The sequence below is a fragment of the Arenibacter hampyeongensis genome, assembly GCF_002909255.1.
GTDB classification, from domain to species: Bacteria; Bacteroidota; Bacteroidia; order Flavobacteriales; family Flavobacteriaceae; genus Arenibacter; species Arenibacter hampyeongensis.
In genome coordinates this window covers 357,171-383,819 of the sequence record NZ_PIOB01000004.1, presented here as the reverse complement: position 1 = coordinate 383,819, position 26,649 = coordinate 357,171, and the positions used below count along the sequence as shown (strand labels likewise).

General features: G+C 38.7%; 28 protein-coding genes. 7 read left to right on the top strand and 21 right to left on the bottom strand.

Features of this window, described 5'->3' with window-relative positions; genetic code table 11:
• Nucleotides 1-21: 21 nt before the first annotated feature.
• From CWD91_RS12500 to CWD91_RS12475, 6 genes are all read right to left on the bottom strand, one after another.
• Nucleotides 22-861, bottom strand: a complete 840-nt coding sequence (locus CWD91_RS12500; RefSeq protein ID WP_103441283.1) for an NmrA family NAD(P)-binding protein — start codon at nt 859-861, stop codon at nt 22-24.
• A 35-nt stretch (nt 862-896) separates the two neighbouring features.
• On the bottom strand, nt 897-1,406 hold the full coding sequence (locus CWD91_RS12495) for an anthrone oxygenase family protein (RefSeq protein WP_103441282.1): 510 nt from the start codon (nt 1,404-1,406) through the stop codon (nt 897-899).
• Between the two features lie 4 nt (nt 1,407-1,410).
• The gene (locus tag CWD91_RS12490) at nt 1,411-1,812 is read right to left on the bottom strand and encodes a DUF5367 family protein (RefSeq protein ID WP_103441281.1); all 402 of its coding nucleotides are present in this window, start codon (nt 1,810-1,812) and stop codon (nt 1,411-1,413) included.
• 92 nt (nt 1,813-1,904) lie between these two features.
• Nucleotides 1,905-2,759 (bottom strand): helix-turn-helix transcriptional regulator, encoded by an 855-nt coding sequence (locus tag CWD91_RS12485; RefSeq protein ID WP_103441280.1) that lies wholly within the window; start codon nt 2,757-2,759, stop codon nt 1,905-1,907.
• 168 nt (nt 2,760-2,927) lie between these two features.
• Nucleotides 2,928-4,376, bottom strand: a complete 1,449-nt coding sequence (locus tag CWD91_RS12480) for a CotH kinase family protein (RefSeq protein ID WP_103441440.1) — start codon at nt 4,374-4,376, stop codon at nt 2,928-2,930.
• A 211-nt stretch (nt 4,377-4,587) separates the two neighbouring features.
• Nucleotides 4,588-5,262: an NAD(P)H-dependent oxidoreductase gene (locus CWD91_RS12475; RefSeq protein ID WP_103441279.1), complete on the bottom strand. Its 675-nt coding sequence runs from the start codon at nt 5,260-5,262 to the stop codon at nt 4,588-4,590.
• 167 nt (nt 5,263-5,429) lie between these two features.
• Between CWD91_RS12475 and CWD91_RS12470 the strand changes: the two genes are divergently transcribed.
• Nucleotides 5,430-6,314, top strand: coding sequence for an AraC family transcriptional regulator (locus tag CWD91_RS12470; RefSeq protein WP_103441278.1), 885 nt, complete (start codon nt 5,430-5,432; stop codon nt 6,312-6,314).
• A gap of 88 nt (nt 6,315-6,402) precedes the next feature.
• Here the strand turns inward: CWD91_RS12470 and CWD91_RS12465 are convergent, their stop codons facing one another.
• Nucleotides 6,403-8,067, bottom strand: coding sequence for a BACON domain-containing protein (locus tag CWD91_RS12465; protein WP_103441277.1), 1,665 nt, complete (start codon nt 8,065-8,067; stop codon nt 6,403-6,405).
• Nucleotides 8,068-8,276: 209 nt separating this feature from the next.
• Nucleotides 8,277-9,578 (bottom strand): MFS transporter, encoded by a 1,302-nt coding sequence (locus CWD91_RS12460; protein WP_103441439.1) that lies wholly within the window; start codon nt 9,576-9,578, stop codon nt 8,277-8,279.
• A gap of 270 nt (nt 9,579-9,848) precedes the next feature.
• On the opposite strand from CWD91_RS12460, the gene CWD91_RS12455 reads away from it, so the two are divergent.
• Nucleotides 9,849-10,955, top strand: coding sequence for a Gfo/Idh/MocA family protein (locus tag CWD91_RS12455; RefSeq protein ID WP_103441276.1), 1,107 nt, complete (start codon nt 9,849-9,851; stop codon nt 10,953-10,955).
• A gap of 54 nt (nt 10,956-11,009) precedes the next feature.
• Here CWD91_RS12455 and CWD91_RS12450 read toward each other — a convergent pair whose 3' ends face one another.
• Together CWD91_RS12450 and CWD91_RS12445 are read right to left on the bottom strand one after the other, a co-directional pair.
• A complete protein-coding gene (locus tag CWD91_RS12450; protein ID WP_103441275.1) occupies nt 11,010-11,480 on the bottom strand; it encodes a RidA family protein in 471 nt (156 codons plus the stop codon).
• 16 nt (nt 11,481-11,496) lie between these two features.
• Nucleotides 11,497-12,510, bottom strand: a complete 1,014-nt coding sequence (locus tag CWD91_RS12445) for a zinc-binding alcohol dehydrogenase family protein (protein WP_103441274.1) — start codon at nt 12,508-12,510, stop codon at nt 11,497-11,499.
• A 548-nt stretch (nt 12,511-13,058) separates the two neighbouring features.
• Between CWD91_RS12445 and CWD91_RS12440 the strand changes: the two genes are divergently transcribed.
• Together CWD91_RS12440 and CWD91_RS12435 are read left to right on the top strand one after the other, a co-directional pair.
• Nucleotides 13,059-13,274: a hypothetical protein gene (locus CWD91_RS12440; protein WP_103441273.1), complete on the top strand. Its 216-nt coding sequence runs from the start codon at nt 13,059-13,061 to the stop codon at nt 13,272-13,274.
• A 21-nt stretch (nt 13,275-13,295) separates the two neighbouring features.
• Nucleotides 13,296-13,661: an arsenate reductase family protein gene (locus tag CWD91_RS12435; RefSeq protein WP_103441272.1), complete on the top strand. Its 366-nt coding sequence runs from the start codon at nt 13,296-13,298 to the stop codon at nt 13,659-13,661.
• Between the two features lie 305 nt (nt 13,662-13,966).
• On the opposite strand, the gene CWD91_RS12430 is transcribed toward CWD91_RS12435, so the two are convergent.
• The 10 genes from CWD91_RS12430 to CWD91_RS12385 form a co-directional block, all read right to left on the bottom strand.
• Nucleotides 13,967-14,173: a hypothetical protein gene (locus tag CWD91_RS12430; protein WP_103441271.1), complete on the bottom strand. Its 207-nt coding sequence runs from the start codon at nt 14,171-14,173 to the stop codon at nt 13,967-13,969.
• A gap of 2 nt (nt 14,174-14,175) precedes the next feature.
• The gene (locus tag CWD91_RS12425; RefSeq protein WP_239985758.1) at nt 14,176-15,315 is read right to left on the bottom strand and encodes an MBL fold metallo-hydrolase; all 1,140 of its coding nucleotides are present in this window, start codon (nt 15,313-15,315) and stop codon (nt 14,176-14,178) included.
• 70 nt (nt 15,316-15,385) lie between these two features.
• Entirely contained in the window at nt 15,386-15,958 is a 573-nt protein-coding gene (locus CWD91_RS12420) for a TetR/AcrR family transcriptional regulator (protein WP_157943774.1), read from the bottom strand.
• Between the two features lie 213 nt (nt 15,959-16,171).
• The gene (locus CWD91_RS12415; RefSeq protein ID WP_103441269.1) at nt 16,172-16,621 is read right to left on the bottom strand and encodes a KTSC domain-containing protein; all 450 of its coding nucleotides are present in this window, start codon (nt 16,619-16,621) and stop codon (nt 16,172-16,174) included.
• 117 nt (nt 16,622-16,738) lie between these two features.
• Complete coding sequence (locus CWD91_RS12410) at nt 16,739-16,933, bottom strand: cold-shock protein (protein WP_031444295.1); 195 nt, start codon at nt 16,931-16,933, stop codon at nt 16,739-16,741.
• A gap of 329 nt (nt 16,934-17,262) precedes the next feature.
• On the bottom strand, nt 17,263-17,646 hold the full coding sequence (locus CWD91_RS12405; protein ID WP_103441268.1) for a DUF3037 domain-containing protein: 384 nt from the start codon (nt 17,644-17,646) through the stop codon (nt 17,263-17,265).
• Nucleotides 17,636-18,415, bottom strand: coding sequence for a HipA family kinase (locus CWD91_RS12400; RefSeq protein WP_103441267.1), 780 nt, complete (start codon nt 18,413-18,415; stop codon nt 17,636-17,638). Before CWD91_RS12400 ends, CWD91_RS12405 begins: the two co-directional genes overlap by 11 nt.
• Before the next feature lie 205 nt (nt 18,416-18,620).
• Nucleotides 18,621-20,171: an SDR family oxidoreductase gene (locus CWD91_RS12395; RefSeq protein WP_103441266.1), complete on the bottom strand. Its 1,551-nt coding sequence runs from the start codon at nt 20,169-20,171 to the stop codon at nt 18,621-18,623.
• A gap of 47 nt (nt 20,172-20,218) precedes the next feature.
• Complete coding sequence (locus CWD91_RS12390) at nt 20,219-21,532, bottom strand: DEAD/DEAH box helicase (protein ID WP_103441265.1); 1,314 nt, start codon at nt 21,530-21,532, stop codon at nt 20,219-20,221.
• A 2-nt stretch (nt 21,533-21,534) separates the two neighbouring features.
• On the bottom strand, nt 21,535-22,878 hold the full coding sequence (locus tag CWD91_RS12385) for a DEAD/DEAH box helicase (protein WP_103441264.1): 1,344 nt from the start codon (nt 22,876-22,878) through the stop codon (nt 21,535-21,537).
• Between the two features lie 291 nt (nt 22,879-23,169).
• Here CWD91_RS12385 and CWD91_RS12380 point away from each other — a divergent pair, with 291 nt between their 5' ends.
• Genes CWD91_RS12380 through CWD91_RS12370 form a run of 3 tightly spaced genes read left to right on the top strand, consistent with a single transcriptional unit; the run spans nt 23,170 to nt 25,500 of the window.
• Complete coding sequence (locus CWD91_RS12380; protein ID WP_103441263.1) at nt 23,170-23,748, top strand: TetR/AcrR family transcriptional regulator; 579 nt, start codon at nt 23,170-23,172, stop codon at nt 23,746-23,748.
• Nucleotides 23,749-23,772: 24 nt separating this feature from the next.
• Complete coding sequence (locus CWD91_RS12375; RefSeq protein ID WP_103441262.1) at nt 23,773-24,771, top strand: NADP-dependent oxidoreductase; 999 nt, start codon at nt 23,773-23,775, stop codon at nt 24,769-24,771.
• Nucleotides 24,772-24,822: 51 nt separating this feature from the next.
• Nucleotides 24,823-25,500 carry a type 1 glutamine amidotransferase domain-containing protein gene (locus tag CWD91_RS12370; RefSeq protein ID WP_103441261.1) on the top strand — a complete coding sequence of 226 codons (678 nt, stop codon included), beginning with the start codon at nt 24,823-24,825 and terminating at the stop codon, nt 25,498-25,500.
• A gap of 219 nt (nt 25,501-25,719) precedes the next feature.
• Here CWD91_RS12370 and CWD91_RS12365 read toward each other — a convergent pair whose 3' ends face one another.
• A complete protein-coding gene (locus tag CWD91_RS12365) occupies nt 25,720-26,601 on the bottom strand; it encodes a DUF4382 domain-containing protein (protein WP_103441260.1) in 882 nt (293 codons plus the stop codon).
• Nucleotides 26,602-26,649 lie beyond the last annotated feature (48 nt).

Genomic DNA, 26,649 nt, shown 5'->3' with positions numbered 1-26,649 from the left:
TCTATGTGAACCTCCGTGATTTCATAAAGAAGGGGGATTCCAAACTCCTGTAGCTGCAGTTCCCTTTACATAGTCCGAGAAATCTTTTGGCTTTCTTCCCAATACTTTCTCTATATCATGGGTAATTTCTGCATTGTCTGCATTGCCCAGAACCTCCGTAAACAAGTACTCAATTAACCAAATAAAATTGGCAGGGACTCCCTGTTGTTTCATTACTTGGGTATAGGACGACAGGGCAATTGGCGTAAATACAATGTCCCTTCCAGTGGCTTCCGAAATTTCCTGGATCACTTCCTTAAAAGTAAGTTGTCTTGGACCCGTAAGTTGGTAAATCTGCCCATTGTGCTTTTCGTTCAACAAGGCAGCTACAGCCACATCGGCAATGTCATCCGTATCCACGTAGGGAACTTTAACATCTGCCTGTGGCAAGGCCACAAAGCCCTCCAAAATAGGTTCCAGGAAAAAACTTTCACTAAAATTTTGATTAAACCAACTGGCCCTAACAATAGTATAATCCAGTCCCGAGTGGATCACCACTTGTTCACAGAGTTCAGCTTCGCGCTCTCCTTTTCCAGATAATAGCACTACCTTTTTTACTCTAGATTGCTTGGCTTTCTTGATCAATTTTTCAATAGCTTCCAAAGCTCCCGGAACCGCTAGGTCTGGCTGAAAGGTGATATAAACCTTGTCTATCCCTTTCAAGCTCTCTGACCAGGTTTCTGGTTGTTCCCAATCAAAGGCCGGAGAAGCCGATCTGGAACCTATCCTCACCTTATGGCCCGCCTTAATTAATCTTTTTACTACTTTGCGGCCCGTCTTTCCAGTTCCGCCGATGACTAAAATATTGTTCTTGTTTTCCATTTTAATTTTAATTATTGTTTACGATTTAGAGACCTTTATTGAAAACTGTTCTTAGCGGCCTGTATTAATACCATTAGTAGTAAGAGAAAGGAAATAACCGAGGTGATGGTCCTTATAAGGTGCAAACGATTCCATTTTAGTTCGAAGCTTTCCCTCAATCTTCCCAATTCATTTTTGCTTGCCGTATTCAAATCGACTTTATCCAGCATCTCATTTAAAGGGACGTTCCCGAAAATAGTGACCAGCACTACCCCAAAGAAGTAGGTAGCCGTGGCCAAAACCAATAGCCACATAAGTGTAGCCGGACTTCCTTGGAACCAATACAAACTGATAAACCCGAGTATGGAAGGACCAAAGAACACCACAAAGAACAGGGGATTGATTATGGTTCGGTTCATTTGTTGAAAGGACATCAAATAGCCCTGGTCATCCAACCTTCCAATTCCGGGGGTAATGGCATTGGTCCAGGTGAAGCACAGTCCCGCCGATAGACCGGTCAATATTATCAATACGCTGATTAATATAGTTTCAAGTGTGATATCCATGGCCTTAATTCTTTAGTAGTTTAGTTTTGGGGTATATGCGGGCATACCAGTATAACACGGCTACCAATAAAAACTCGGCCGCTATGATCCAGAATCCCAAGGAGGTAAAAAAGCTAAAATGACTACCTCCTTTTGGGATTACGAAGAAGGGGACCGTGATTAAGGCATCCAATAAAACAGCAGTCAATAACATGGTTTGCCCCACCAGATATCCATGGGTTTGGAGGTCCTTTTTGTAATAGAAAGTGCATCCGAACCAGACCAAAGGTATCACCACAACAAACAATACAAGATTTGCCTGTGCCTCTCTATTTTCTGAAATGGGTAAATAATAAGAAACCGAGTAAAAAAGAATGGCAATAATCCAAATGACCATGCCGATAAGCAGTGCGCGTTTAATTTTCATGACTTTTATTTTTTAAAGTTACATGCCAAAATTATTGGAGTGCGCTCAGGACGGGTTGTCCCAAATGGAGTAAGATTTGTTCGAAAAGGAATTTACTTGATCTGACTAGGTCTATAGCCAAACTTTTTTTCAAAGGCGTTGGAAAATGAACTTAGACTATCATAGCCTACATGCCAGGCAGCTTCCTGTACCGTAGCATCCCGATTTCTGATCAACTTGTGAGCCAAGGTCAATCGTTCGTTTTGAAGGTATTTAAATACGGGAACGCCAAAATATGCCTTAAAGTCTTTTTTTAATTTAAAGGTGTTTAACCCTATTTGCTTGGAAAGTTCGTTTAGGGAAGGAGGGTTATCAATATTCTTCAATAAGATATCTTTGGCCTGATTAAGCTGGCCTCGTTCCTGGGTGCTTATTTTTTCCGTTTTCAAACTGGCCAATTGACCAAAAAAATGGGAAAGCAAAGTTGTTATCTGACTTCGGAAAAACATCATTTTGGTTTTTCCATTGTATTGAATGTTAAATAAACCTTCAACAATGGCTTGCATTTCCGGAGTCATGATAAAATGAGGTCCTTCCACATAATGATCCGAGGGGTTCACCAACTGCGTCAGCATTTCCCCGAATAATTCGCCTTCTTGATTGGGAAGTTTATCCAATACTTTTATGGAAGTGGCAATTACCAAGCACTCCAAAGGCTTGGAGGAGGAGACCGTATGTATAAATTCTACCTTGTCATCCGCATAAAACGAAAGCGCGAGACCTGTGGTATGATTGAACTCTTTAAGTTTATCCCCATATTTTACCTTTAAATCAACATTACCAGAGCCATAAAAGGCGACGGCTATCAAAGGTTCATCAAAAGTACATGAATCTATGGTGGCCTCATTTACTTTGGCTTCCTCTACCAAAATAATAAAGTCGTTTATATCTATTATATCCCTTGTCATATTGTTAATAGCGAATTTACAAAAATTTAGTTTTTGATTTTTCTACTGCTATTGACTTCCATTTCATGAAAAGAAATAAAAAAATCCAGCCACTTTTACAAGTAGCCGGATTTTAATCGGGGGAACAATAAAAATTAATCAACCTGTAGGTTCATCAACTCAAAAAAACTATTTATTTAAATAACTGCTCACTGCTGTGGCACGGGCGCCAACGTGACTATTCAACTGGTTTATGGCAGCCTGAAAATCCGAACTTGAACTTAGAAATGTATAACCGGAAACTTCAAGGTTCGCATAAGGTTCTACCAATGTCTCATAGGTTGCATATTTTGCTTGCATGGTACCAACACTAAAGGCATTATCCACCACTTCCTGTAGATAAGCATCGTACTGTACCCTATAGGCTGCATCTTCATATAGATAGCCGATCAATGGCCATTCCGTAACATTTAAGTCAGAGAAATCCAAAGCTAAAGACCCTTCTCTATTACCCTCTTGCAAAGCCTCATTATTATCCCAAGGAATCCATGATAATTTTTCCGTATCGGGATTATTGTACAGATAATAATTATGCGTCATTCTTCCGTAAGTATCCCAATTTTGGATTACCGTATTTACCGCCAAATATTTTAAGAAGGTATCGGTATCAAAAACAGCCTCTAAATTGGCACGCCATGTTTCAGGATTCGTTGTTCTGTCCGCTGCATGCAAAGCAGCGAAAACACTCTCTACATCCGAATAATCGGCCTCATCTTCATTGGTCTTCTTTACAAATACATCTTCGGTAAATGTGCCTTCGGCAAAACTGGCTCCGTCACCATCAGGCTTGTACAGATTACCATCATTATCCGAAAACTGGGTGTCGATCACCGTGTCATCAACTTCTTCAACCAAAGTATACACTCCAAAATATTGGGGTCCATCGCCATGATCCACATAAACGGTATAAAATGCCGCGTGCGAACTTGCTACACCGGCATCTCTAAAGATATCCGTAGCCACCTTTTCCCGCAACATGGATTTGTCATTGTAGTTGTTTTTTAAACTCAATTTCTTAAAACCATAAAAGCGCTGATTGTCTATTTGGGGGTATTGATCCTCAAATTCATCAAAATCCAACTTAAAGGATAGCTTTAAGATGCCTCCCGACCAGCTGGACTGTAAACTTGAGTTGCCTTTAAAGCGCACTCCTACCCTGTACCATTCCTTTCCATTATACAACACTTCCCCCGGCACAAAAATAGGGTCCTCATCAACCTCTACCAATCCTCCACCGCCTGGACCTCCACCACTAGGGACTCCACTCCCACCAAATGCACCGTAAAGTGAGGTCATATCATCCAACATACTCTGCCACCGTTCTTCTGTAATTACAATATCCAATCGCTTCACAGCATCATCTTCAAATACTTCATCAAAATTAGGGTCGGCCGATTTACTATGGGTATCATCCGTCCAATCAGAAGCTTCAAAATCCGTATCCCCATAGGTTTCAACATACGCCTCGCTGTCTATTACTTCTAATTCATCACCCGTTGTTTCTGCAACATCGTCAGAACAGGAAAACACAAATAATAGTTGCATTGCTAAAAAAAACAGTATGCTTACTTTTTTCATTATAAAATTCATTTTAGGTTATTATTACCCTACAAAGATGTGGATTGGAACAACATGAATTTTAAGGAATCAGTGAATGGCCTATTCTTTTAAGTGAAACACAAGGAATATCCAAAGAGTAAAATTTGAGGGCCGTTATTGGTTGTCTTCACAAGGCTATATCCATATTAAAAATAATTACTCTCAATATTTTTTTAAATAAAGTTAATTACTACAACCAGGTAACTATATCTTCTTTATTCCTTCTCGATTTGGCAAAGGCTGGTTCTTCCTTTCTGTAACCAAATGCCGCCATATACGACAAACCATATTTGTCCGTATCCACGCCAAATTTTTCCCGTAACAGCGCTTCTGCTTTTTCTTGGTGAAAACCTTCAATTGGACAACTGTCTATACCGATCAATGCCGCTGATGTCATCATATTCCCCAAAGCGATGTAGGTCTGCTTAGAGGCCCAATCGAACAACTTTTTATCATTATCGAGATTAAAATCGCGCTCCTGGAATTCCCTATAAAATTTGGAATACATTTCTATTACATCCGCTGGTAATTGCTTTACATCCTTCATCATGGACATAATATATTCCGAATCCCATTTGGTCATGGGTGCCTTCATACTCAACCCCAATACAAAGTGACTTGCAGTATCCAATTTTACCGGTGCACCCCAAGCCACTGGTTTTAAAGCTTCCCTTAGTTCCTTATCCTGGACCACTATAAAATGCCATGGTTCAAAACCAAAAGAACTGGGAGATAAATGTGCCGTTTCCAAAATGAAATTTATATCGGCATCCGATACTTTTTTAGTGGCATCGAATTCTTTGGTTGCGTGTCTAAATTGAAAAGCGTTGATAATGTCTTTTTTAGAAATGTTTGGAGTAAGCATTTTTTATATTTTTTGTTTCAGATTAATTTCTGTTGCAAAGTTAATGGGGCACAACTGCTAATTTGTGGTATAAAAAATGGGTATTTATGTATTTTTAAAGGTTAATGGACCAGATAATTGATGTGTTAATGCTATTTTACTTAATTTTACTTAAAAATAAGCCTTAAATGCAAGTATTGGAGACCTATAAACCTTTTGAAATACAAGAACTGGAATTATCGGAATGGAAACAGCGCCCGGTCAAAAACAACTTCTTTGAATTGGTTTTAATAAAAGAAGGAGAAGGTACGCAGTGTATCAACTATAATGAGGTTGCCTATTCTAGAGGCAGCATCTTTCTACTGCCTCCTCTAAAATGTCATTCTTTTACTATTGAACAACCCACCAAGTTCGTCTTTTTAAAGTTTACGGATTCATTTTTTAAGAATATCAATGGATTGTCCATTGATAGAAACGAATGGTTTAAGGAAGCCTCCTATATACTTTCCAATTACAATCAGTTACCGGGCGATATAATAAAAAGTGATTTAGATCGGCACCATTTGGAAAGTTTGATTTCCATGATTCTGCTCGAATCCAGGAACTATGGCCAAGAGTCGGTAAACTTGATTACCAGTTTAATGACCAGCATTTTGGAGATACTGATCAGGAACATTAAAAGGACCAGTTATTTTGATTTTCCCAAAAAGAATTTTGACGAAAGAATTACAAAGATGCTTATCTATATAAACGAGAATATTGACAAGTCCGAGCTATTGAAGGTAGAAAACCTGGCCGATGTTTTTATGATGTCTACGACCTACGTTAGTGAATATTTTAAAAAACAAGTGAATATGCCTTTGCGGGAATACATAATCAAGGCTAAATTGAAATTGGTAGAAATTCGTTTACTAAACTCCGATTTCACGCTTACTGAAATTGCCGATGAATTAGGATTTACAGATGTTAGCCATCTATCAAAGACCTTTAAAAAATATGCAGGCACCTCCATACGCGAATTTAAAAACAACGGAGAATATAGGCTATTAACACGAAATGCCTGTACTGCATAACCCTCTAAATTTGTTCTTATACATTCTCATGGCCAAAACTTCTTATTCAATACCAAATGGTATTGTTATTAAAAATGTTATCGCCCATTTAATCCAAAAGCACCGTAGCCAGACTCCACTTGCTTGCCAAATCAGCCTCCTCCGGAGCTTTTAAAAGCGAATAAAAAGCAGTACCCGCATTATTGAAAAAGCCAAAATGTGCTTCCGAATCATAAATTGAGCCATCTCCGGTGCCATCGGGAACCAAATATCCTGGCAACAAAATAGTCCCTATATTTCCATGATACTCCGCATCAAATATGTTGATGATATTGGACGGCACTTCCTGATAAATGGTACCAGTTTCCATTACAGCGCAAATTTTATTGGCAACTGTATGGATATCCAAGGTAGATATTTTCTGATTTCCCATTAATTGTCCATTATAACGAATATCAGTAGCTTGGTCCTCAGACAATTTAAATATATTTCTGCTTCTCGAAAACAATTTATCACCAGCATCAGACATCCAAATATCACCATCAAAGGAATAATCTCCGTGATAGGGTGAATCGTACAAATAATGCGCGGTCCCAGCATTAATATCATATTTCTCTACATCGGAGGGAGAAACACCGTTATCCGATCCGTAAATAAAATTGCCCGAAGGGTGCAACTTGGCCTTGGTGCCTTCACGTATCTGATTGCCTGTAGAGATGGTCTCAGTTCCATTGGTCATATCTACGCAATGGATCCTTTGCCACTGTCCCGACCTAGGAAAAGCATAAGCCCAATTATTTGGGGCCAAAACGATGTCGAAAACATCTGTGGCAACATCAAAAATATTAAGCAATTGCATTGTGTTTAAATCAATATAGGAAACTCGGGCATCGTGTCCCACTACGGCAAAATTTCCATCCTGGCTTACCGATAGACAGGTGGGAGTTATGTTCAATTGTAGAGTTTCCATGCTCTGGTTCAAAGGGTCGATCTTACGAATTTCGTTGGGTCCTGTTGACACCACAATCATTTGGTCATTTATTCTATCGAACTCCGCATCCACTACTTCTCCACTGATCAACCATTTTTCTTCCTTATAATTTTTATAGGCAACCGGTATTTTAATGATTTGATTCCTATTGCTGATAATAGATAAATCAAGTTCATGGATGGTAGTGGGCAAGGAACTTCTGTCCAACACAGCATTGACCATAACGGAATCTCCCGGCGCTAAATTGGAATTTTGAGGGATAATAGAAAAATAGGATTCGGCTAAAGTAGCACTCCAATCCAGCACGACATTACCTTCATTTTTTACATAAAAGCTCTTTTCATCTTCGAAATATCCAAAACTCAGACTACTCTCAGACAAGCTCATAGAGGCCTTTTCTCCAATGCGTAATATCACATTTGCTTCTGCCTCCAGGCCATTAGAAGTTAATTTAATAATTCCATCGTATTCACCTGGACCTAACCCTTCAGTAATAGGGCTTATATACAACGATACGGCTTCTCCCTTAAAAGTTCCCGAAAGCGAATTGATAAAAATCCAATCCGGTTTAGATGAAATTTCCCAGGGCGTTTCCCTGGATGGGACAATTGATAAAGTTAAAGTACCACTACTGTTTTCAGAAAGGGTCAGTGATTTAGGGGAAAGTAAAATTGCAGATTCAACTTCCATATTCTCGTTACTGTCTGAGCTACAGCCGGAAATAATCACCATAAAATAGAATAGGAAAAATATGGCACCAAGACTACCTTTTAAAGTATTCATTCTTAGATCTAAAGTTTAAATTGGTGGTGAATATTTGTGGTTTATCAGCATCAAATTTAAATTTTTCCTTGAGATATTTAACACACTGACAAAAATATTTTCTTATTATTTAAATGCCATCAAATTAACTTAAAAAATATATGCCTACGCTTATTTTAAGCCCAATACTTAAAGCTTTACTTTAAGTATTTTTGTATATATTAGACATTTTATTGAGGATTCTTCACCTTAAAGGACCCAATGATCAAAAACAATAAAAAAGCTAAGGTGATATAACTTATATACTTATACGACCCCAAGGAGGTAAAACAATAACTAAATAAGCTAGGCGCAATGGCGCTGGCTATAACTAATACGCTCATCACTTTTCCTGTAATGGAACCTAAATACTTTCTGCCGAAAAAACTTGGCCATGTAACTGCATTGATTACGGCAAATAAGCCACCCATGGTCCCTAGCCCCCCGACCAATAAATAAACCCCTACAGGATTGGAGAGAAACAATAATCCCAATGAGGCCACTACCCCACCTGCCAACATAATGAATAAGTAGATCTTATGCTGGATATAATCACTTAAAATATTACACAGGGTTGACACGAAAATCGCTATAATAGACATTGGTAAAAAAATAGCGATGGCCTCGGCCTTTGTATAATCCTGACTGCCAAAAATGGAAACGATATGAAATGTAAATCCCGTTACATAAAAACTATTGAAGGCCAATACCAATCCAAACATCCAAAAGGCCCGAGTTTTTTTAGCTTCTTTTAAGGTGAAATCGGTTTCCATTTCCTCCTTTTCTTGGTCCACTGCGTTCCTGTCATATCCATCCGGAAGCAAATTAAAATCTTCTGGCCTATTTCTATATAATTGTAAAATACAGATGCAAAAAATAAAAAGACACATAGCCATTATTTGCCAACTGCTTGCCCAGCCATAGTCGTCTATAAGACTATTTAACAAAATAGGTGCACTGGAAAAACCCAATGACACGGTAATACTGCTTATGGAATTAATTTTGCCCCTATTTTTTTTGAACCACATCATAATCATGTTCCTTGAGGCCATAGTCAATACCCCCTGACCACTAAATCTTATTAAAAAAAATAAAAGGGTAATCAATAAGAACGGAATCAACCAAGAATCGAAATTAAAAAGGGCCTTTAAGGCCCCACTAATTTCAACAGAAACAGAAAATATTAAGAGAGACGCTCCAAGAAGCAGGGTTGCAAAGAAAGCCACATATCTGGCTCCATAAGCATCGAACCAAATGCCCGCCCTTGCCACCAGGGCGGAGCTTAACAAAGTACCGATCATATACGCATTGCTAAACTCATTTCTCGTTAATCCCAAGGCATCTTTTACAGGATCTGTAAAGACCGAGACACCCATGGTTTGTCCCGGTATACTCGCTAAAATGCCCAAACTGCCAATAAAAAGCACTACATAACCATAGAAAAAAGGAAACTCTTGGGGCTTTATTAAGGTTATTCTATTTTGATCTTGCATGTGCGTGAAAAATCTGCAAAGGTAACCTATTATAAAGATCTCCTTTTTGGCAGCCATAAAACACTTGAATCCAATTCTTGGTAGACCTAGCGAAAATGGATACAGTCCAAGGCTGAAATCGGTTTAAAGCGCTTATTGACTGGGCAGGCCAACGTATTCTTCGCTGTAATAAAATTAATATAGGTGGCTTATTTATGACAAATCATTTCTTCAACTGTTGGTGGCATAACTTCCTTTTAGTTATTTTTAGGACAAACAAATACAATCACTATGGGTTCTAGAAGAGATTTTTTTGGAAAATTGACCGTTTCTGCCATCGGTTTACCAATTTTATATAGTCCAGCACAGCTGTTTGCAGCATCCAACGAGCCTTATGAGGGACCCATTTTAAAAGTTGCCATAATGGGCCTTGGAGGTTACGGTACTCGAGTTGCCAAAGCCATGGAATCTTGCAAGAGGGCCAAGTTGGTTGGACTTATAAGTGGAACCCCATCCAAAGTTGTAGATTGGCGCTCCAAGTATGACATTCCCAAAAAGAATTGTTATAACTACGATAATTTTGATCAAATCAAAAACAACCCCGATATAGATGCCGTTTATGTTATAACACCAAACGGATTACACAAAGATCAAGTGATTAGGGTAGCCAAGACGGGAAAACATGTAATCTGTGAAAAACCTATGGGCATCAATGCCCAAGAAGGTCAGGAAATGGTAGATGCCTGTAAAGCGGCAAATGTGAAATTATTGGTGGGTTATCGTATGCATTATGAGCCCAAAACAGTGGAAGTAATTAGGATGCGTATGGCTGGGGAATTTGGAAAGCTCAAATTCTTTCAAGGACTATCCGGATTTACCATTGGTGACCCCACCCAATGGCGATTGAATAAAAAACTGGCCGGTGGAGGTGCAATGATGGATATTGGTATCTATTCCATTAATGGAGCCCGGTATATGCTAGGTGAGGAACCAATTTGGGTTACGGCCCAGGAAACCAAAACAGATCCCGTAAAATTTAAGGAAGGTGTGGATGAAACCATACAATTTCAAATGGGATTTCCAAGTGGTGCTACGGCCTCATGCCTATCTACCTATGCCATGAGCCATTTGGACCGTTTTTTTCTAAATGGGGAAAAGGGTTATGCAGAAATGCAACCCTCCTCAGGATATGGTCCCATTAAAGGCAGGACACATAAGGGCGAATTGACACAGCCACATATAACCCACCAGACCCTTCAGATGGATGGAATGGCCCAACTAATTTTTGAAGGGGTACAACCTATTGTTCCCGTTGACGGTGAGGAAGGTCTTAAGGACCTGAAGATTATCGACGCCATTTACAAAGCAGTAAAAACAGGGCAGAGAATTGATTTATAACACTTTACGCAACTGCATTAAATTCAATAATTTAAAGTTTATCTAGAACCCTGCCTAATCTACTTCGGCAATTAAATAGACTATTACCGGAACATCCAATGGCGATTGATAAATACCAATTGCCGATCGGGTGTGGATACCCCTTTTCCCAAACACTTGGTTCAATACGTCCGAAGCACCGTCCAAAACATCGGAGTGTTCCTTAAACCCTTCTGCAGCCTGAATATGGCAATCCAAGCGGATAATTTTTTTAACTCGTTCAAGATCTTTAACCGCATCTTTTAATTGCGCAATGGCATTGATGGCACAAATACGGGCACAATCATATCCCTGTTCAATATCCAGGTCGCTCCCTACCCTACCGGTATATGCCAATACACCAAATTCTCCATCCTTCCAAGGTAATTGACCAGAGGTGTAGAGGATCTTATTACTAATTGTCCAAGAAACATAATTCCCTACCCCTCTTGGGGCTATTTTGGGAACCACTATACCTAAACTTTCTAATTTTTCTTCAATGGTCATTTGCCTGGGATATTAACTAATAAAGGATTACCGTTTTACCTATAGATTTTCCGGATTCTTGCATTTCATGCGCGTACTTGAGGTTTTCCACCGTAAATCCATATAGTGTAGTGTTCAAGGTGGATTTTAAAATTCCCTCGTCCAACAAATGGGCCACATGATTTAAAATATCGTGCTGCCTCTCTATGTCCTCCGTTGTATACATGGAACGAGTATACATTAACTCCCACGAAAAGGTAACGCTCTTATTTTTTAGCAAATTCAGATTCAAAGGTTTACTACTACCCGTAATAGAAACAATATGTCCCTGTGGTTTAATAATATCTGTAGCCATTTCCCAATACCCTTCCAAATCCACAAAATCCAAAATATAATCTACTTGGCTATACCCTAATTTTTCCAATTCCTCTTTTAGGTTATGATGATTTACTACGAAATCCGCCCCTAAATCTGTACACCATTTAATGGAGTCTTCACGGGAAGCCGTAGCAATTACCGTAAGATTGGCCAACTTCTTGGCCAACTGTATAGCAATAGAGCCTACCCCACCAGCTCCTGCCAAGATCAAGACGGATTTTCCCTTGTCTTTCTCCGCGTCTATTCCAATACGATCAAACAAGGCCTCATAGGCTGTTAAGCTTGTTAGTGGCATTGCGGCCGCTTCGGCTATACTTAGGTTTTTAGGTTTGTGACCAACAATACGCTCGTCTATCAATTGGTATTCTGCATTGCTACCACTCCTGGTTATGTCCCCAGCATAGTAAACCTGATCTCCAACATTAAATTTTGAAGTGGTGTCGCCTACCGCCTCCACGATTCCCACTGCATCCCATCCAATAATTTTCGGGGTCTCCAATACCGTATCCTTTGCAGCATTTTGCCTTATTTTAAAATCTACCGGGTTTACGGAAATTGCTTCAATTTTAACCAGTAGGTCGTATCCAGTGGGCGTTGGTATTTCCGTTTCGAACGCTATAAAACTATCTTTTTCAGAAATGGGTAGTGATCGTTTAAATCCTATTGCTTTCATTGTTTTTCGTTTATATTGTTTTACTATCGCTCTTAATTATACTTCAAAGGTAGCTGTATACCTCTTTACCATTATTGTAAATATTGGGTATTTTATGCACTTTTAAAGGTTTGTGCTACATAAATATAGTTGAAATGACCCTAATATATGATTTCATCAAAAAATAACCGATATGAATGGTCATAAACTCTTGACAAGAAAATTTGCAAATATAAATTGCCAACAATAAGTCCTTAGTTTGCTTCAGCAGTCGGTAACAAATAAAAGGTATTAAACCTCATGGCAAGCCCTGAACCCAATAATAGGAATCGACCCAAGGGTCGAGGTATTGAACCTAGATCCCGCCTTTTTCGGCGGGATTAGTTCAACTTTCAATTTTCAGTGCGTCTTACTGACTTCTCAAAATTGAGTTTCACTAATAAAATTTTGACAGTCTCGGGGTGTTTTTAAGAGTTATTAGACTGAAAATAGGATTTATATGACCTTAACCTGAGTTTTAGATTAAAAACTTCTTTATATTTATAGTATGCAATCAATACTATTTTAAAATGAACGATTTAAGAAAAGTATTAGGCCAGATTACACAGCTTACCTCCAATATCGAGAGCAATTACCCCGAATTATATCGTTCTCTGGATGAAAACCCTTTGACAATTTCTGCAAAAAACCATCCGCATGTAGACAAGGAAGCTTTGCAGGATTATTTGGAGAGTTTAAAGCAATTATTAAAACATCATATGGAGACCCATAAAAAAAATGGGTGATGCAGGTCAAAAATAAAGCATATGGGAGAAATAGCTACATCGGAAAGACAGATTACCTTGTATTACAGTTCCAAATCCACAAGGGCCAAGCAAACCTTGGCATATGCGAAGGCTAAGGGCCTACCTATACATGAAATAGACATCTTAAAAGTCGCCCTAACGGGAACCCAAATAGTAGAACTGGCGGACAAATTAAAGATTGAGGTGAAGGACTTGGTAAATCAGGAACATCCATCCTATAAGGCACAATTTGATCCTCATGAGTTTTCTACCGACGACTGGATCAAAATGATAAGGCACAACCCTGAAATTATGAAGCAGCCCATTGCACTACGTGGTAAAATGACCATTTTAATTGAAACTCCTACCGATATTATTAACATATAATTAGGTCCAGAGCCGGTTGGCCGTAAACAATAATCAATATTAACAAAGATTTAATATGTGTGGCTTCCGCTATGCCGGTTGTTCTATGCAGCTTACAGAAATTGAGCATTATCGAAACCTATTTATAATTGAACAATATTACCGGGATCTGCTGACTCATGCAATGCGGCGTACCCAAGCCCCTTATTTTATGATCACTGACACTTATATAATTTACTTATCCGGAAATCTTGTCAATAGTGGGTTCTATACTGCCTAATTATAGCTTAAGCACTTAAAATACGTTTCAGCTGGAATGCCTAGCCCTACAAAAGTTCTCTACAGAAATAACCATTGGAATTTAAGACGATTTCTACGTGGGAGGTAATATCGTCAATGGTTTCTATACGGAGTATATTATCACAATCCTCAAAATCAAAATCTATCTTTAAAATCTCCTTAAATAGGTCTAAAAATTGTCTTACCCGGGACTCCTGCTCCTGACTTATATCTGTCTTAAAAACTGTAATCATGGTTATTCAGATTTTTTCCACCATTCAGAGGTGCGTACATTCAATTTATCAATATTTATGGGTTCCCCAATTCTTGGTGTTATCAAATCCAGATTGAGTTCCTTAGCTTTTTTGGAAAGGCGTTCAACAGGTTCTGTCCAGGGATGCATTGCCAATTTAAAGGCTCCCCAATGTATGGGCATTATCTGCTTTGCCCTTACATCCAATCCTGCCTGGGCTGTTTCTTCTGGAAACATATGAATATCGGGCCACATCTCATTGTACTGCCCACATTCTATCATGGCAAGATCGAAAGGACCAAATTTATCTCCAATCTCCTTAAAATGTGGGCCATAACCACTGTCTCCACTAAAGAAAATATTATCGGTTTCTGATTGTACTATCCAAGAACTCCATAAAGTATTTGCTCTATCGGACAATCCCCTTCCGGAAAAATGCTGGGCCGGGGTACATCTGAATACTAAACCCTCATGGTTAACTTCCTGCCACCAATCCAATTCTACAATACGTCCTTTTTCCACTCCCCATTTTTGTAGGTGGACACCAACACCCAAGGGGGTGTAAAACATATTCACTTTCTCTTTTAATTTCTGAATGGTGCCGTAGTCCAAGTGATCGTAATGATCGTGGGAAATAATCACGGCATCTATTACCGGAAGTTTTTCTACAGCGATCGGTAGCTCCCTACTAAATCTGTTACTTCCCAACATGGGGTGCGGTGCAGGCACCTTACCGAACATGGGGTCGATCAAAATTGTTTTGTTGTTCGTTTGCAACAGGAAAGCAGAATGACCAAACCAGATAAGCCGAGTGCTGTCTTTAAATTTAACAATATCCAACGAATCCAAATTGTCCACTGGAATATTCATTTTGGGTTTTGTAAGTGGTGAAGACCCAAAGTAGCCCGCCAAACTTTTACCCATATCGCGCATACTCATATCCAGTTTTACGTGTTCCCTGTTGACAAACTTTCCATCCTTATAATTGGGTGATTTAATGTAGATTTTTTTTTGCTCCATGGTGGGAGTACCACCAAACTCAGGGCTTAAATACAAAAATAGAACCCCGATCACAATCACCATGAAAAGTCCACTGCCAATAATTATACTCATTTTCTTTATTGTATTTCTAAATTGATTCATAGTTTTTGCCACCAATATGCCACTAATTGCTCTATTATCGAATATTAATTCTGTTATGATCCAAAAAAAACTAACTTTTAATGGCGTCCCAAACCGTGGAGAACATCAAGTCTATATCTTTCTTACTCAATTCCAATTTATTATCCATAATTAGTTTTACGGTCTCCCCCATTATGGCCCCGATAACGGCAAAGTGAATATGGTTATCAATATTCTTTAGCAGACCTTCCTTTTTCCCCAAGTCAATTAATTCCATGGCCAACTTACTTTTGTTTGCCTTAACGGATACAGGTACTTTATCGTAATAAGGAGATTTCTTTAACTGATCCAAGAAACTCATTTCCTTTCTATGGTTGATACTGAAATTGATCCAAAATAACCACAGTGTTCTTAGTTTTAGCTTATAGGGTAAATTCTGTGATATCTCCTGTTCGCTTCTTTGGGTTTCCCTGGCGATTAAATCCGTGGCAATAGACACAACTAAATCCTCTTTATTCTTATAATAAACATATAAGGTGGAAACAGATAGGCCAACCCGCTTGGCCAGGTCCGCCATTTTAATTCCGGCGAAGCCCCGTTCAAAAACCACTTCTAAAGTGTTTTCTACTATGGCCAATTGTTTTATTTCATCCTTTACTCTCACGCTGCAAATATAAACAATATAATCGAATAAATATTCGTTTATATTACTGTTAATTACATATCACCAACTTGTCCCGGGCAGATCACCTTGGCTAGCAGTCAATAGCGGACAAACTTAACCGTCGTTTTTTAAATAAGAAAAAGTCCAAAGGGCTTTCACTTAATTCTTTAATCAAGGCTTAATTGGTTGCTTAAATTTTCAAGCTTAAAGGTCTTATGCCTCTTGAAGCTGTTTTTTAGACTGTCTATAAGTGTATTTAGGATAGATCATACGTTTGGCAAAACGATTAACCGTATTGGAGTTGACCATCTTGATATAAACTTGTTTGGTAACGCCAAAATACTCGTAAGTAGATCCGTCCATAAAGGTAATTTCCAACAAAAGACCTTTGTGATGGTAATCTGCAATACCGGAATTATTAATAGTTTCGGTATATGCCTCTAGATTTGCTGCTTTGGTTTCAGGAGCTATACTCACTAAAAAATGGTAGCCGTCTATAATCCTGCGACCATTTACTTCCGCTTCCCCACGTTTGTTATCTCCTTCTTGAAATTTATCCGGGTGCCATTCCTTTACCAAGTCGCGGTAACTTTTCTTCAGCAACTTTAGATCGATTTCCTTTTCTATTCCAAATAATTTCTTGTACTCATTTATACGCTTCATACACCAGTTTTTTACAGGGCGCGAAACTACGCCTTATTTCTTAAAATTCGTTGTTTTATAAACATAAAAAAGCCCATCATAACTGATGGGCCTTTTCATTAAACATGGAAGTATATATTATATAACTTGTACGTTTACTGCGTTTAATCCTTTGTTACCTTCTTTAAGATCAAAAGATACTTCATCGCCTTCGCGAATTTCATCGATTAATCCAGAGATGTGTACAAAATGATCTTTTTCAACACCTTCTTCAGTGATAAAACCAAAACCTTTAGTGTCATTGAAAAATTTTACTGTTCCTTTACTACTCATTGTAATGTAATTAAATTTATTATAATATTATTTTGCAAATATCGTGCTAATAATTTAAAATACAGCTAATTAGTTCAATAATATTTACTGGGCCTATTTTCAGAGGCGAACAAGCTTGAATTTTCACGCATAATTTCTTAAATCTTAAAACCCTGTCCCAACTGCAATATACCTAGCTCTACTGCCATTCCTATCGATAAATATCATAGGTAAATTTGAAGATCTTAGCGGTTTAAATAAACGTCAATTCCCGCATAACAATTCCAAGTATTATTATCAACAATTCGTTAATATGTTAACATTGTGTCCCACTTACGCAAATATTTCCCCTATAAAACGTAACTTTCAAATAGATTTTCCAGTTCTTTTTTTGGATCATGGCATAGGCCCGAATGTGTTTCTGAACTTTGAATCATAGTGCTCCTGGAGGCAGTTAACCACCGAAATCTATCCGGTAAATCCAATTTCCCGATCGCACCTCCATATGGTGCTCCTTTACATACCAATGTCCAGGCCTTTAAATATTCATCTATGGCATTAATATCGATTTCGCTTGAGAAACATTTTAATTTTTTGGGATCTACTAAATATTTTACTTCCAAGAATTTCCTGCGCCTTGAAAAAAGTATCACCCCAATATTGAAGAATTCTGCACGCTCCACTTTAGGTACAAGTCTAATAATTGCGTATTCGTATTTGTCTTTATCTTGCATTTTCAGACTCTTTAGCTAATATATCGATCATAGCAAGTTTGGCGTTTATATATTCAATATAAGCCGCTCTAATTTCATCGGGATTTAAATCATCGGCCCCGTCCAACAACCATTCCTCTGGTATTAATCCAATGATCTCTTCAATTTTATCGGTATTGAGTGAACCTTTTATTACTAATGCCGCCTCTTTTAATTCTGTGGCAAACTCTAAAAGCACATGGTCCTTTATTAGTGGAAAGGTTCTGGTAAGATGATTTTTCCATGTTTCCCAATTATGGTGAAAATAAAAACTTGCGCCATTATCAATTACCCACAATTCATTATTCCAGTGCAACAAATTGGTGTTCTTTGCCGTCCTGTCTATATTACTCATAATGCTATCCAGTAGTACCACTTTAGATGCGATCAAGGCATCCACCTTGGAAACCAAAGGATCATAAGTAATGGCACTGGACAAAAAATGCAAGCCGAGGTTGAGGCCTACACTAAATTTGAGTAAGTCTTGAACTTCCTCATCCGGTTCTGTCTTGCTAAATGAATCATCTAGATTCATAAAAACCAATTCAGGCACCTTAAGTCCAATGGCCCGGGCCAGCTCGCCTCCAATAAGTTCAGCTATTAACGCCTTTTTTCCTTGTCCTGCCCCTCTGAATTTTAAAACATATAAAAATCCATCGTCGGCTTTTACAATCGCCGGCAGGGAACCACCTTCCCGTAATGGTTTTATATATTGAACAACATCAACCGTTCTTATATCAATTGCATTCATAGGCACGAAGATAAAAAAGTTAATCGTGTAAAATAGAATTTGTATTCCGGTAAATAGGTCTGTTTTTTTCAGATTGAAGTCAATTACTTCAGGGGAATCCCATAAGGCATCGGATGGAAACTACAGCTAATATTCCGCCCCAAGCATCTGTGCATTCAAATCTCACTTATTGAGTAAATTCAAACTGTAATTTGGCGGGATATGATTACCAACCAATTGGAAAGTAATCCTTCAGGAATTTACCTGACCAATGTTTTCCGGTATTAATTCCATCAATTAAAGGATCCAACACCCTAGCAGCACCATCCACAATATCCAAGGGCGGTTGAAAATCATAGACTTCCTGTTTCATTTTAGATAGTTCAGCTGGGTCTTCATCCGTAACCCATCCGGTGTCCACGGCATTCATAAATATTCCTGCTTTGGCCAATTCCCCTGAAGCGGTATGAGTAAGCATATTTAAAGCGGCCTTGGCCATATTGGTATGTGGGTGGCGTGATTCCTTAAAAGAACGATGAAACTTCCCTTCCATTGCCGAAACATTAATGATATGTTTTTGTCCTGTGTTCTCCTTCTTCATTAATTCCGCCAAACGGTTGCACAATACAAAAGGGGCAACAGCATTCACCAATTGTACTTCCAACATTTCGGTAGTTTCAATTTCTCCCAATTTAAGCCGCCAACTATTTGTTTTGCGTAAATCCACCTGTTGTAGATCGGCATCCAATTCCCCTGTGGGAAATACCTCTTTTGCCACCAAGACATTATCAAAACTATAGGGAATTTGGGATAATTTGGCCGAAGCCCTTATTCCAATTCCCGCTTCCGGTCCATGCCAGCTAACCGGCATATTCCGATTGGGGGATGCTCCAGAGGTTAACTCTTTTAATTCCTGTAAACAACTTGTATGATCGCTCAAAACTTTTTGTGCATCTGGAGGAAGTAATTTTATGGGGCTTTCTTCGTTGGACATCAAATGATGGTAAAAGCCAGCGGGCCGTCGTACAGTCTGGGCTGCATTATTGATTAGAATATCCAATCGTTCATATTGCCGCTCTATATAATTACAAAATATTTCCACACTTGGGATATGACGTAAATCCAGGCCATGTATTTTTAATCGATGCCCCCACTCCATAAAATCATCCTCCTTGGAAAAGCGCAATGCCGAATCAACAGGGAACCGGGTCGTAGCGATAACAGTGGCCCCGCCACGTAATAACATTAAAGTAATATGATAACCAATTTTTAATCTAGAGCCAGTTACAACGGCAACTTGCCCTTTTACATCAGCTGTTTGAAAACGCTTGGCATAGTTGAAATCACCACATTTTATGCACATAGTATCATAAAAATGATGCAATTCGCTAAACTCCGTTTTACAAACATAACAGTTCCTTGATACCTCCAGTTCCTGTTTTTTATGATCGATCAATTCTGCAGAAGGCAAAAGTTTAGGGGCTACAAATATGTGGGCCTCACGTGCATTTCTAATACCTGTTTCCTTACGGGCCTTTTTGTCCCTTGCAGCTTTTTTACGTTGGGCACTTTTCTTGCCGTCTTTTTTTCTTCTGGAAAATTCTTCCCTATTGGGTCTGGAAAATTGGCCCGATACCTTTATTAAGGCGGTTCTTTTTTCTTTTGGAATATCGAATATCTGATCTGTATGGTCCACTAATTGCTGCAAGAGTGCAATACAATTATCAATCTCCTCTGGAGTGATTGCAGCTTTATTCCCTTTTAGATCTTCTTTCATTTTTAAGGTATTCCAACGGATAAATATCTAGTTTTTACTCAAAAAAATTATAGAACCGTAATGCGAACTTTTTTCTTTTTTAAACGTGAATTGTTCAATTTTTCCACCAATTGATTGGCAATCGACAAAGGAACGGCAACAAAAGCGCAGTCCTGTTTCAATTCTATCTCCCCCAATTGATCCTTGTTGACATTCCCTTGTTTAAAAAACAGCCCAGCAATATCACCCTTGGAAATTTTGTCTTTTCTTCCTCCTGAAATAAACAAGGTTTCCCAAAACTGTTTCATAGGTGCCGCTTTTTTGGAGATATCCATATCGCCAGTATCCTTTATAAACTCAGGCAATCGCTCCTTTTCCCATTTTAACACGTAGGCAGTTCCTTTGGCATTTACCCGTGCCGTTCTCCCATTTCTATGGATAAATTCCTCCTCAGAATGTGGAAGTTCGTAATGAATTATATATTTTAACTCCGGGATATCTATTCCCCTCGCAGCCAAATCCGTGGCGATTAAAATTTGACTGGTTCCGTTTCTGAATTTAATAAGGGAGCGCTCCCTATCCTTTTGTTCCATTCCTCCGGAAAAGCAAGTGTGCCCAATTTTATTTTTCTCCAATAAAGAACTCACTTCCTCTATACTATCCCTGAAATTACAGAAAATGATTCCCGGCTGATTTCCCAAGTGTTGCAACAGCTCCAATAGTGTTGGCAATTTATCCTTCGCCGGCGATAACACGATCTTAATTGCTAATTTTGAACCAACTTCTTCCTCTAAATAATCGATTAGTACTGGTTGGTCCAATTTAACAAAACTTGGAATCTCAGCTCCCTGTGTAGCGGAAGTCAAAATCCTTTTGCTGATATTGGGCAGTTCACTGAGAATTCCCTCCATTTCTTCCTCAAAACCTATTTCCAGCGACTTGTCAAACTCATCCAATACTAAGGTTTTAATACTTTCCTTTGAGAACCGGTCACTATCAAAATGATCCAAAATACGCCCTGGTGTTCCTATTAAAATAGAAGGATTATGTTTAATTTCAATCTTATCCTTGGACATTGGGCGTCCGCCATAAACGGCATTTACCTTATAGCCAGTCCCCATATTTCTAACTACCTGTTCAATTTGTATGGCCAATTCACGCGTAGGTACCAATATCAGTGCCTGTACTTCGTCACTATTGGGATCTAGAGTGTCTATCAATGGCAACAAAAAAGCCAATGTTTTGCCTGTACCCGTTGGCGACAAAATAATGGTGTTGGTGTTTTTTCCAATTACGGCAATAGCTTCCTCCTGCATGGGGTTCAACTGATGGATATTTAGTTTTGCTAAAACATCCTCCTGGTCTTTAATGTTATTTGCCATGGCTATTTTTTTGATTTTTTCTTTTTAGGCGTTTCTACTTTTGGACCGTGACCGGTAGATTGCACCAAGTAATTCGCCAATATCTTATCTATAAGTTCCTCTTTGGTCAAATGATGGAAAACTGTTCTTATTTCTTCCCTAAACTCCTGTGAAATATTTCGATTGGGTTTGGTCTTGAATATTTTGTTAGCCCATATCAAGGCATTGTTTTCTTCTATACTTTGGGCATCCGCCTTTTTAAATTCCTTAAAATCTATTCCCAACTCCTTTTCAAAATCGGCTATATCCTCCACTTCCTCTTTTTGGATAACGCTTAATGAAAATCCCTCTGCCCCTGCCCTAGCGGTACGTCCACTTCTGTGGACATAGGTGTCATATGTATCCGGTAAATGATAGTTTACTACATAGGATATTTCTTTAACATCGATACCACGTGCTGCCAGATCCGTCGCCACCATTATGTCTATATTACCTTCCCTAAATTGTCCCATCACCCGATCTCTAATTCCCTGGGTTAAACTACCGTGGATTGCACCTGATCTAAATTTATTTATCGCCAAATTTTTCCCTAATTTATTGACCGCCGCTTTGGTCTTGCAAAAAATAATTCCCCTTTCGCCTTCCCTTGACTTTAAAAAGTGTAACAGCACTTCCAATTTCTCTATGGGTTCCACTACAACATACCTATGCTCTATACCCTGATGCCCTGCAGTAGCCATGTCCGCTTCTATCTGAACCACATGTTTGGACATATAATTCTGGATCAATTGCTTTAAGGCTCCCGGCATGGTGGCCGTAAACAATAATGTTCTTCTGGATTTTGGGATTTCTGAAATAATATTATCCAAGTCCACCTTTAAGGCAGTTACCATTTCATCGGCCTCATCCAAAACCAAATACTTGATATCTTTAATATTGATGGCATTCCGTTTTACCAAATCCACAAGTCGACCTGGTGTGGCTATGACGATATGGGTGGCTGTCTTTAAACGTTCAATTTGAGGTTTAATAGGGATTCCACCACATATGGAAGCAATGGAAATAGACGGACTATGGGTGGAAAAGGAAACCAGATTTGCATAAATCTGTTGTCCCAGTTCCCGCGTAGGCGCCAATATTACCAATTGTATATTGCCATTATTTGTATCAATCAATTGTAATAAGGGCAGCCCAAAAGCAGCTGTTTTACCGGTTCCTGTTTTCGCCAGAGCAACTACATCCTTGTTTTGCTCCAAAATCACAGGAATTACTTTCTTCTGAATATCAGTGGGCACTGATATTTGCTGGTCTATTAAACTTTGAAGTAGGTGTTCGTTAATTCCTAAATCAGAAAACTGCTTTGACATATAATAATTTTCGGCAAAGATAGCCACAGTTTTCTAGGGAATGTCAGTAATTGGTATATATTCCTATTTTTGAACAACCTATGTTCTTACGCCTATAATTAACGGAGACTCCTTAATTTATAATACATAAGAAATTGAGATTTAACTATCCATAATTCACCTCTTCTCTCAAAACCCTTCAAAATTAATTCTTTGTTAAAAAAAGAATGAACATTCATTTTAGTCTTATCTTTGCACCAGAATTATGTTATGGATGTCAACGATGTCCCCTAAATAAACCTAGTACATATAATGGCACAATTACAAAAAAGTATTGAAAAGCGAAATGCTTTGGTAAAGGCGACCATTCACCTAGTCAACAATAATGGATTTCACGCCACGCCAATGTCCAAAATTGCGAAAATGGCGAGTGTTTCCCCAGCTACAATTTATTTGTATTTCGACAATAAGCAGGATTTGGTAAATAAGGTATATATAGAGGTAAAGGCTGCCTTTACCGCTTATGCCTTCAAAAATTATAATACGGATATCCCTGTGGCTGAAGGTTTTGAGATAATTTGGAAACGCATTGCCGATTTTAAATTAAAAGAAGTGCAAGAAGCTATGTTCTTGGCCCAATGTGACAATACCCCCATGATCGATGAAGCTAGCAGACAAGAAGGCCTAAAACACCTTCAACCATTACTTGACCTATGGGAACGAGGCAAGCGAGAGGGTATTATAAAACCTTTGTCTCCCTACCTATTATATGCGTACTCTATAAATCCCCTTTCCTTTCTTATGGTGATGCAACAACGCGGTGTTTTTCAATTAAACCAAGATCATTTGGAGGACGCCTACCAGGCTGCTTGGGGCAGTATAAAAAAATAAAACTCAATAAACTAATAGCAAATTATGATTAAGACAATAATATTAAAACAAAGACCCATAGGAAAGCCTACCCTTTCAAATTTCGAACTTATAAAAGAGGAGACGGATTTAAATATTGAAAAAGGTGAAATACTTTTGGAGGCCACGTACATCTCCGTAGACCCTTATTTGAGAGGAAGGATGAGCGATGCCAAATCGTATGTAGCGCCCTTTGAATTGGGAAAGCCTATTACTTCTGGAATAATAGCAAAAGTAATCGCCTCCAAGAATGACAAATTTAACGAAGGTGATTTTGTTTCTGGAATGATGGATTGGAAAACCCAACAAATTTCAAAAGGTGAAGGACTAATAAAAGTAGACAGGGACAGAGCTCCGCTCAGTGCCTTTTTGGGTATTATGGGAATGACCGGCTTAACCGCCTATTGTGGGCTCACCCAAATTGGCAAACCCAAAGCCGGGGAGACCTTAGTGGTATCTGGAGCTGCTGGAGCCGTGGGTAGTATTGTTGGACAAATAGGAAAAATTTTGGGGCTATACGTTGTAGGTATTGCAGGTACAGATGAAAAAGTAGAAATGCTAACCGCAAAATTTGGATTTGACCATGCCATAAACTACAATACCACAGATGACATGAGAGCAGCCCTTAGAACAGCTTGTCCCGATGGTGTGGACGTTTATTTTGACAATGTGGGCGGCCCAATATCGGATGCAGTACTTTTTAATATTAACAAATTTGCCCGAATGATTATCTGCGGGGCCATATCCGTATACAACAATACTGAAGTGCCCAAGAGTGTCAGTGTTCAACCATTTTTGATAAAAAACAGTGCTCTAATGCAAGGTTTTATTGTGTCTAATTATGCAGAGAAATTCCCAGAAGCCATAAAACAATTATCAATTTGGTTGGCAGAAGGTAAATTAACATATACCGAGACCATTGTAGAAGGATTTGAAAATACCCCTCAAGCATTTTTGGATTTATTCGAAGGCAAAAATGAAGGCAAAATGATTGTAAAGGTCTAATTACTAGAGCTGATATTTGATTATTAATTAACATTAAAAAAGCAAAAACGAATGAATATATTATTTGTATTGACCTCTCATGATAAATTAGGGGACACTGGAAAGAAAACGGGGTTTTGGATCGAGGAATTCGCCAATCCATATTATACCCTTTTGGATAAAGGAGTGGACATAACATTGGCTACGCCAAAAGGTGGTGCTGCACCCATAGACCCCAGTAGCGACACTCCTGATGCCAGTACTAAAGATACCGAGCGATTTAAAAATGACGCTGTGGCCCAAAATAAAATAAAAAATACACTGTTATTGGCAGAAATTAATACCAACGATTATGATGCCGTATTTTACCCAGGAGGACACGGGCCTTTGTGGGACTTGGCAAACGATGCCACCTCGATTGGTCTAATTGAAACCTTTAATAAACAGCAGAAACCCATCGCTTTTGTATGTCACGCTCCCGCTGCCTTAAAAGGTGTTAAAAATGAAGATGGATCCCCCTTGGTAAAAGGTAAAAAAGTAACCGGATTTACAAATTCCGAAGAGGAAGCCGTCCAACTCACCTCCGTAGTTCCATTTTTAGTGGAAGATATGCTTAAAACAAATGGAGGTATCTACTCCAAAGAATCCGATTGGGCTCCTTATGCGGTGCAGGATGGTAATTTAATTACTGGACAAAATCCCGCATCCTCAGAATTGGTTGCCGAGAAATTATTGGCATCCCTCAATTAGAGAATCGACTTTAGTATATAAAAGCCGTATGACTGTTTATAGTTGTTCGGTTTTTTTTATCAACGGTTTGAGTTTTCTATTTATTTAAGTTAACTACCATTGATCTTGAATTATGTCATAAACTGAATCTCCAAGTCTTGCAAATCCAGTCTATCTTTTTACAATCATAAAAAAAGGTGGGCCATGAAACCCACCTTATTAACTTCATATAAAATATGCTTATTCTGCCACCAAAATAAAATCTTGGGAGGTCTTATTTCCCGCAACTATTTCTATACCGACAACTGTTTGCTTTTGGAAGGTTGGTAATTCTACCTCAACATCATAGCTTCCAGCCATTAAGCCCATAACCATATATTTTCCGTCAACATCCGTAAAAGTTGTTGTATTTAAGGTATCTCCTGCAAAAACCGCTACCTGTGCCCCTTCCAATGCAACTTCCTGAAGTGTTGTCACCATGCCGGCCAAGGTTCCAGCCGTGGACATATTGCAAGCTTTGATGACTGGTTTAAAATTAAAACCTGTTATATTCTCCAAATTACTGCCACCGCCCTTGGCCACAAAGGATTTGCTTACGTCGAAGTCCAACAATAAATCAGCACTTAGACCACCATTTACCACAAGACCAGGTTTGATGAAGATCTTAATTCCGGACTGTTCTCCGCTAGGTACTTTTAAATCAAATGTAGAGCCATCCGTAAGTACTACATTTACCCCTTTAACATATACCCTTACTAGGTCGTATGTGCCAACAGGTACATCAAGGTCGGCCAAATTCTTGGTAACTCCGTTCGTAAGATCCAATAGGTTTACCTCAATTTCTTCTTCCATTAATACCACAAAAGAAGACTTTTCTTCAGATTCCATCGAAGAATCCAAATTGTCATCAGCCTCTGAATTAATGTCCAAATCCCCTTTGAAACGGGCTTCTATCTTAAAAATGGTCACGTTTGCTTCCGCTACCAGATCATGGGGAAAAGGCGCATCAGTTAAATTGACGGAAAGCCGTCCATAATCATTGTTCTTATCATCATTGTCCGTACAAGAGATGAAAACCGTAAATACAACGAGCATTGCATATGTAAATAGTTTAAATTTCATAGTTATAATTTTTAATAATTAGCAATTGTTGGTATACCTCCACATTTG

Excerpts from the sequence above, each read along its gene's own strand:
- CWD91_RS12500 (WP_103441283.1), bottom strand. The coding sequence starts at position 861 with ATGGAAAACAAGAACAATATTTTAGTCATCGGCGGAACTGGAAAGACG.
- CWD91_RS12495 (WP_103441282.1), bottom strand. The coding sequence starts at position 1,406 with ATGGATATCACACTTGAAACTATATTAATCAGCGTATTGATAATATTG.
- CWD91_RS12490 (WP_103441281.1), bottom strand. The coding sequence starts at position 1,812 with ATGAAAATTAAACGCGCACTGCTTATCGGCATGGTCATTTGGATTATT.
- CWD91_RS12485 (WP_103441280.1), bottom strand. The coding sequence starts at position 2,759 with ATGACAAGGGATATAATAGATATAAACGACTTTATTATTTTGGTAGAG.
- CWD91_RS12480 (WP_103441440.1), bottom strand. The coding sequence starts at position 4,376 with ATGAAAAAAGTAAGCATACTGTTTTTTTTAGCAATGCAACTATTATTT.
- CWD91_RS12475 (WP_103441279.1), bottom strand. The coding sequence starts at position 5,262 with ATGCTTACTCCAAACATTTCTAAAAAAGACATTATCAACGCTTTTCAA.
- CWD91_RS12470 (WP_103441278.1), top strand. The coding sequence starts at position 5,430 with ATGCAAGTATTGGAGACCTATAAACCTTTTGAAATACAAGAACTGGAA.
- CWD91_RS12465 (WP_103441277.1), bottom strand. The coding sequence starts at position 8,067 with ATGAATACTTTAAAAGGTAGTCTTGGTGCCATATTTTTCCTATTCTAT.
- CWD91_RS12460 (WP_103441439.1), bottom strand. The coding sequence starts at position 9,578 with ATGCAAGATCAAAATAGAATAACCTTAATAAAGCCCCAAGAGTTTCCT.
- CWD91_RS12455 (WP_103441276.1), top strand. The coding sequence starts at position 9,849 with ATGGGTTCTAGAAGAGATTTTTTTGGAAAATTGACCGTTTCTGCCATC.
- CWD91_RS12450 (WP_103441275.1), bottom strand. The coding sequence starts at position 11,480 with ATGACCATTGAAGAAAAATTAGAAAGTTTAGGTATAGTGGTTCCCAAA.
- CWD91_RS12445 (WP_103441274.1), bottom strand. The coding sequence starts at position 12,510 with ATGAAAGCAATAGGATTTAAACGATCACTACCCATTTCTGAAAAAGAT.
- CWD91_RS12440 (WP_103441273.1), top strand. The coding sequence starts at position 13,059 with ATGAACGATTTAAGAAAAGTATTAGGCCAGATTACACAGCTTACCTCC.
- CWD91_RS12435 (WP_103441272.1), top strand. The coding sequence starts at position 13,296 with ATGGGAGAAATAGCTACATCGGAAAGACAGATTACCTTGTATTACAGT.
- CWD91_RS12430 (WP_103441271.1), bottom strand. The coding sequence starts at position 14,173 with ATGATTACAGTTTTTAAGACAGATATAAGTCAGGAGCAGGAGTCCCGG.
- CWD91_RS12425 (WP_239985758.1), bottom strand. The coding sequence starts at position 15,315 with ATGAATCAATTTAGAAATACAATAAAGAAAATGAGTATAATTATTGGC.
- CWD91_RS12415 (WP_103441269.1), bottom strand. The coding sequence starts at position 16,621 with ATGAAGCGTATAAATGAGTACAAGAAATTATTTGGAATAGAAAAGGAA.
- CWD91_RS12410 (WP_031444295.1), bottom strand. The coding sequence starts at position 16,933 with ATGAGTAGTAAAGGAACAGTAAAATTTTTCAATGACACTAAAGGTTTT.
- CWD91_RS12405 (WP_103441268.1), bottom strand. The coding sequence starts at position 17,646 with ATGCAAGATAAAGACAAATACGAATACGCAATTATTAGACTTGTACCT.
- CWD91_RS12400 (WP_103441267.1), bottom strand. The coding sequence starts at position 18,415 with ATGAATGCAATTGATATAAGAACGGTTGATGTTGTTCAATATATAAAA.
- CWD91_RS12395 (WP_103441266.1), bottom strand. The coding sequence starts at position 20,171 with ATGAAAGAAGATCTAAAAGGGAATAAAGCTGCAATCACTCCAGAGGAG.
- CWD91_RS12390 (WP_103441265.1), bottom strand. The coding sequence starts at position 21,532 with ATGGCAAATAACATTAAAGACCAGGAGGATGTTTTAGCAAAACTAAAT.
- CWD91_RS12385 (WP_103441264.1), bottom strand. The coding sequence starts at position 22,878 with ATGTCAAAGCAGTTTTCTGATTTAGGAATTAACGAACACCTACTTCAA.
- CWD91_RS12380 (WP_103441263.1), top strand. The coding sequence starts at position 23,170 with ATGGCACAATTACAAAAAAGTATTGAAAAGCGAAATGCTTTGGTAAAG.
- CWD91_RS12375 (WP_103441262.1), top strand. The coding sequence starts at position 23,773 with ATGATTAAGACAATAATATTAAAACAAAGACCCATAGGAAAGCCTACC.
- CWD91_RS12370 (WP_103441261.1), top strand. The coding sequence starts at position 24,823 with ATGAATATATTATTTGTATTGACCTCTCATGATAAATTAGGGGACACT.
- CWD91_RS12365 (WP_103441260.1), bottom strand. The coding sequence starts at position 26,601 with ATGAAATTTAAACTATTTACATATGCAATGCTCGTTGTATTTACGGTT.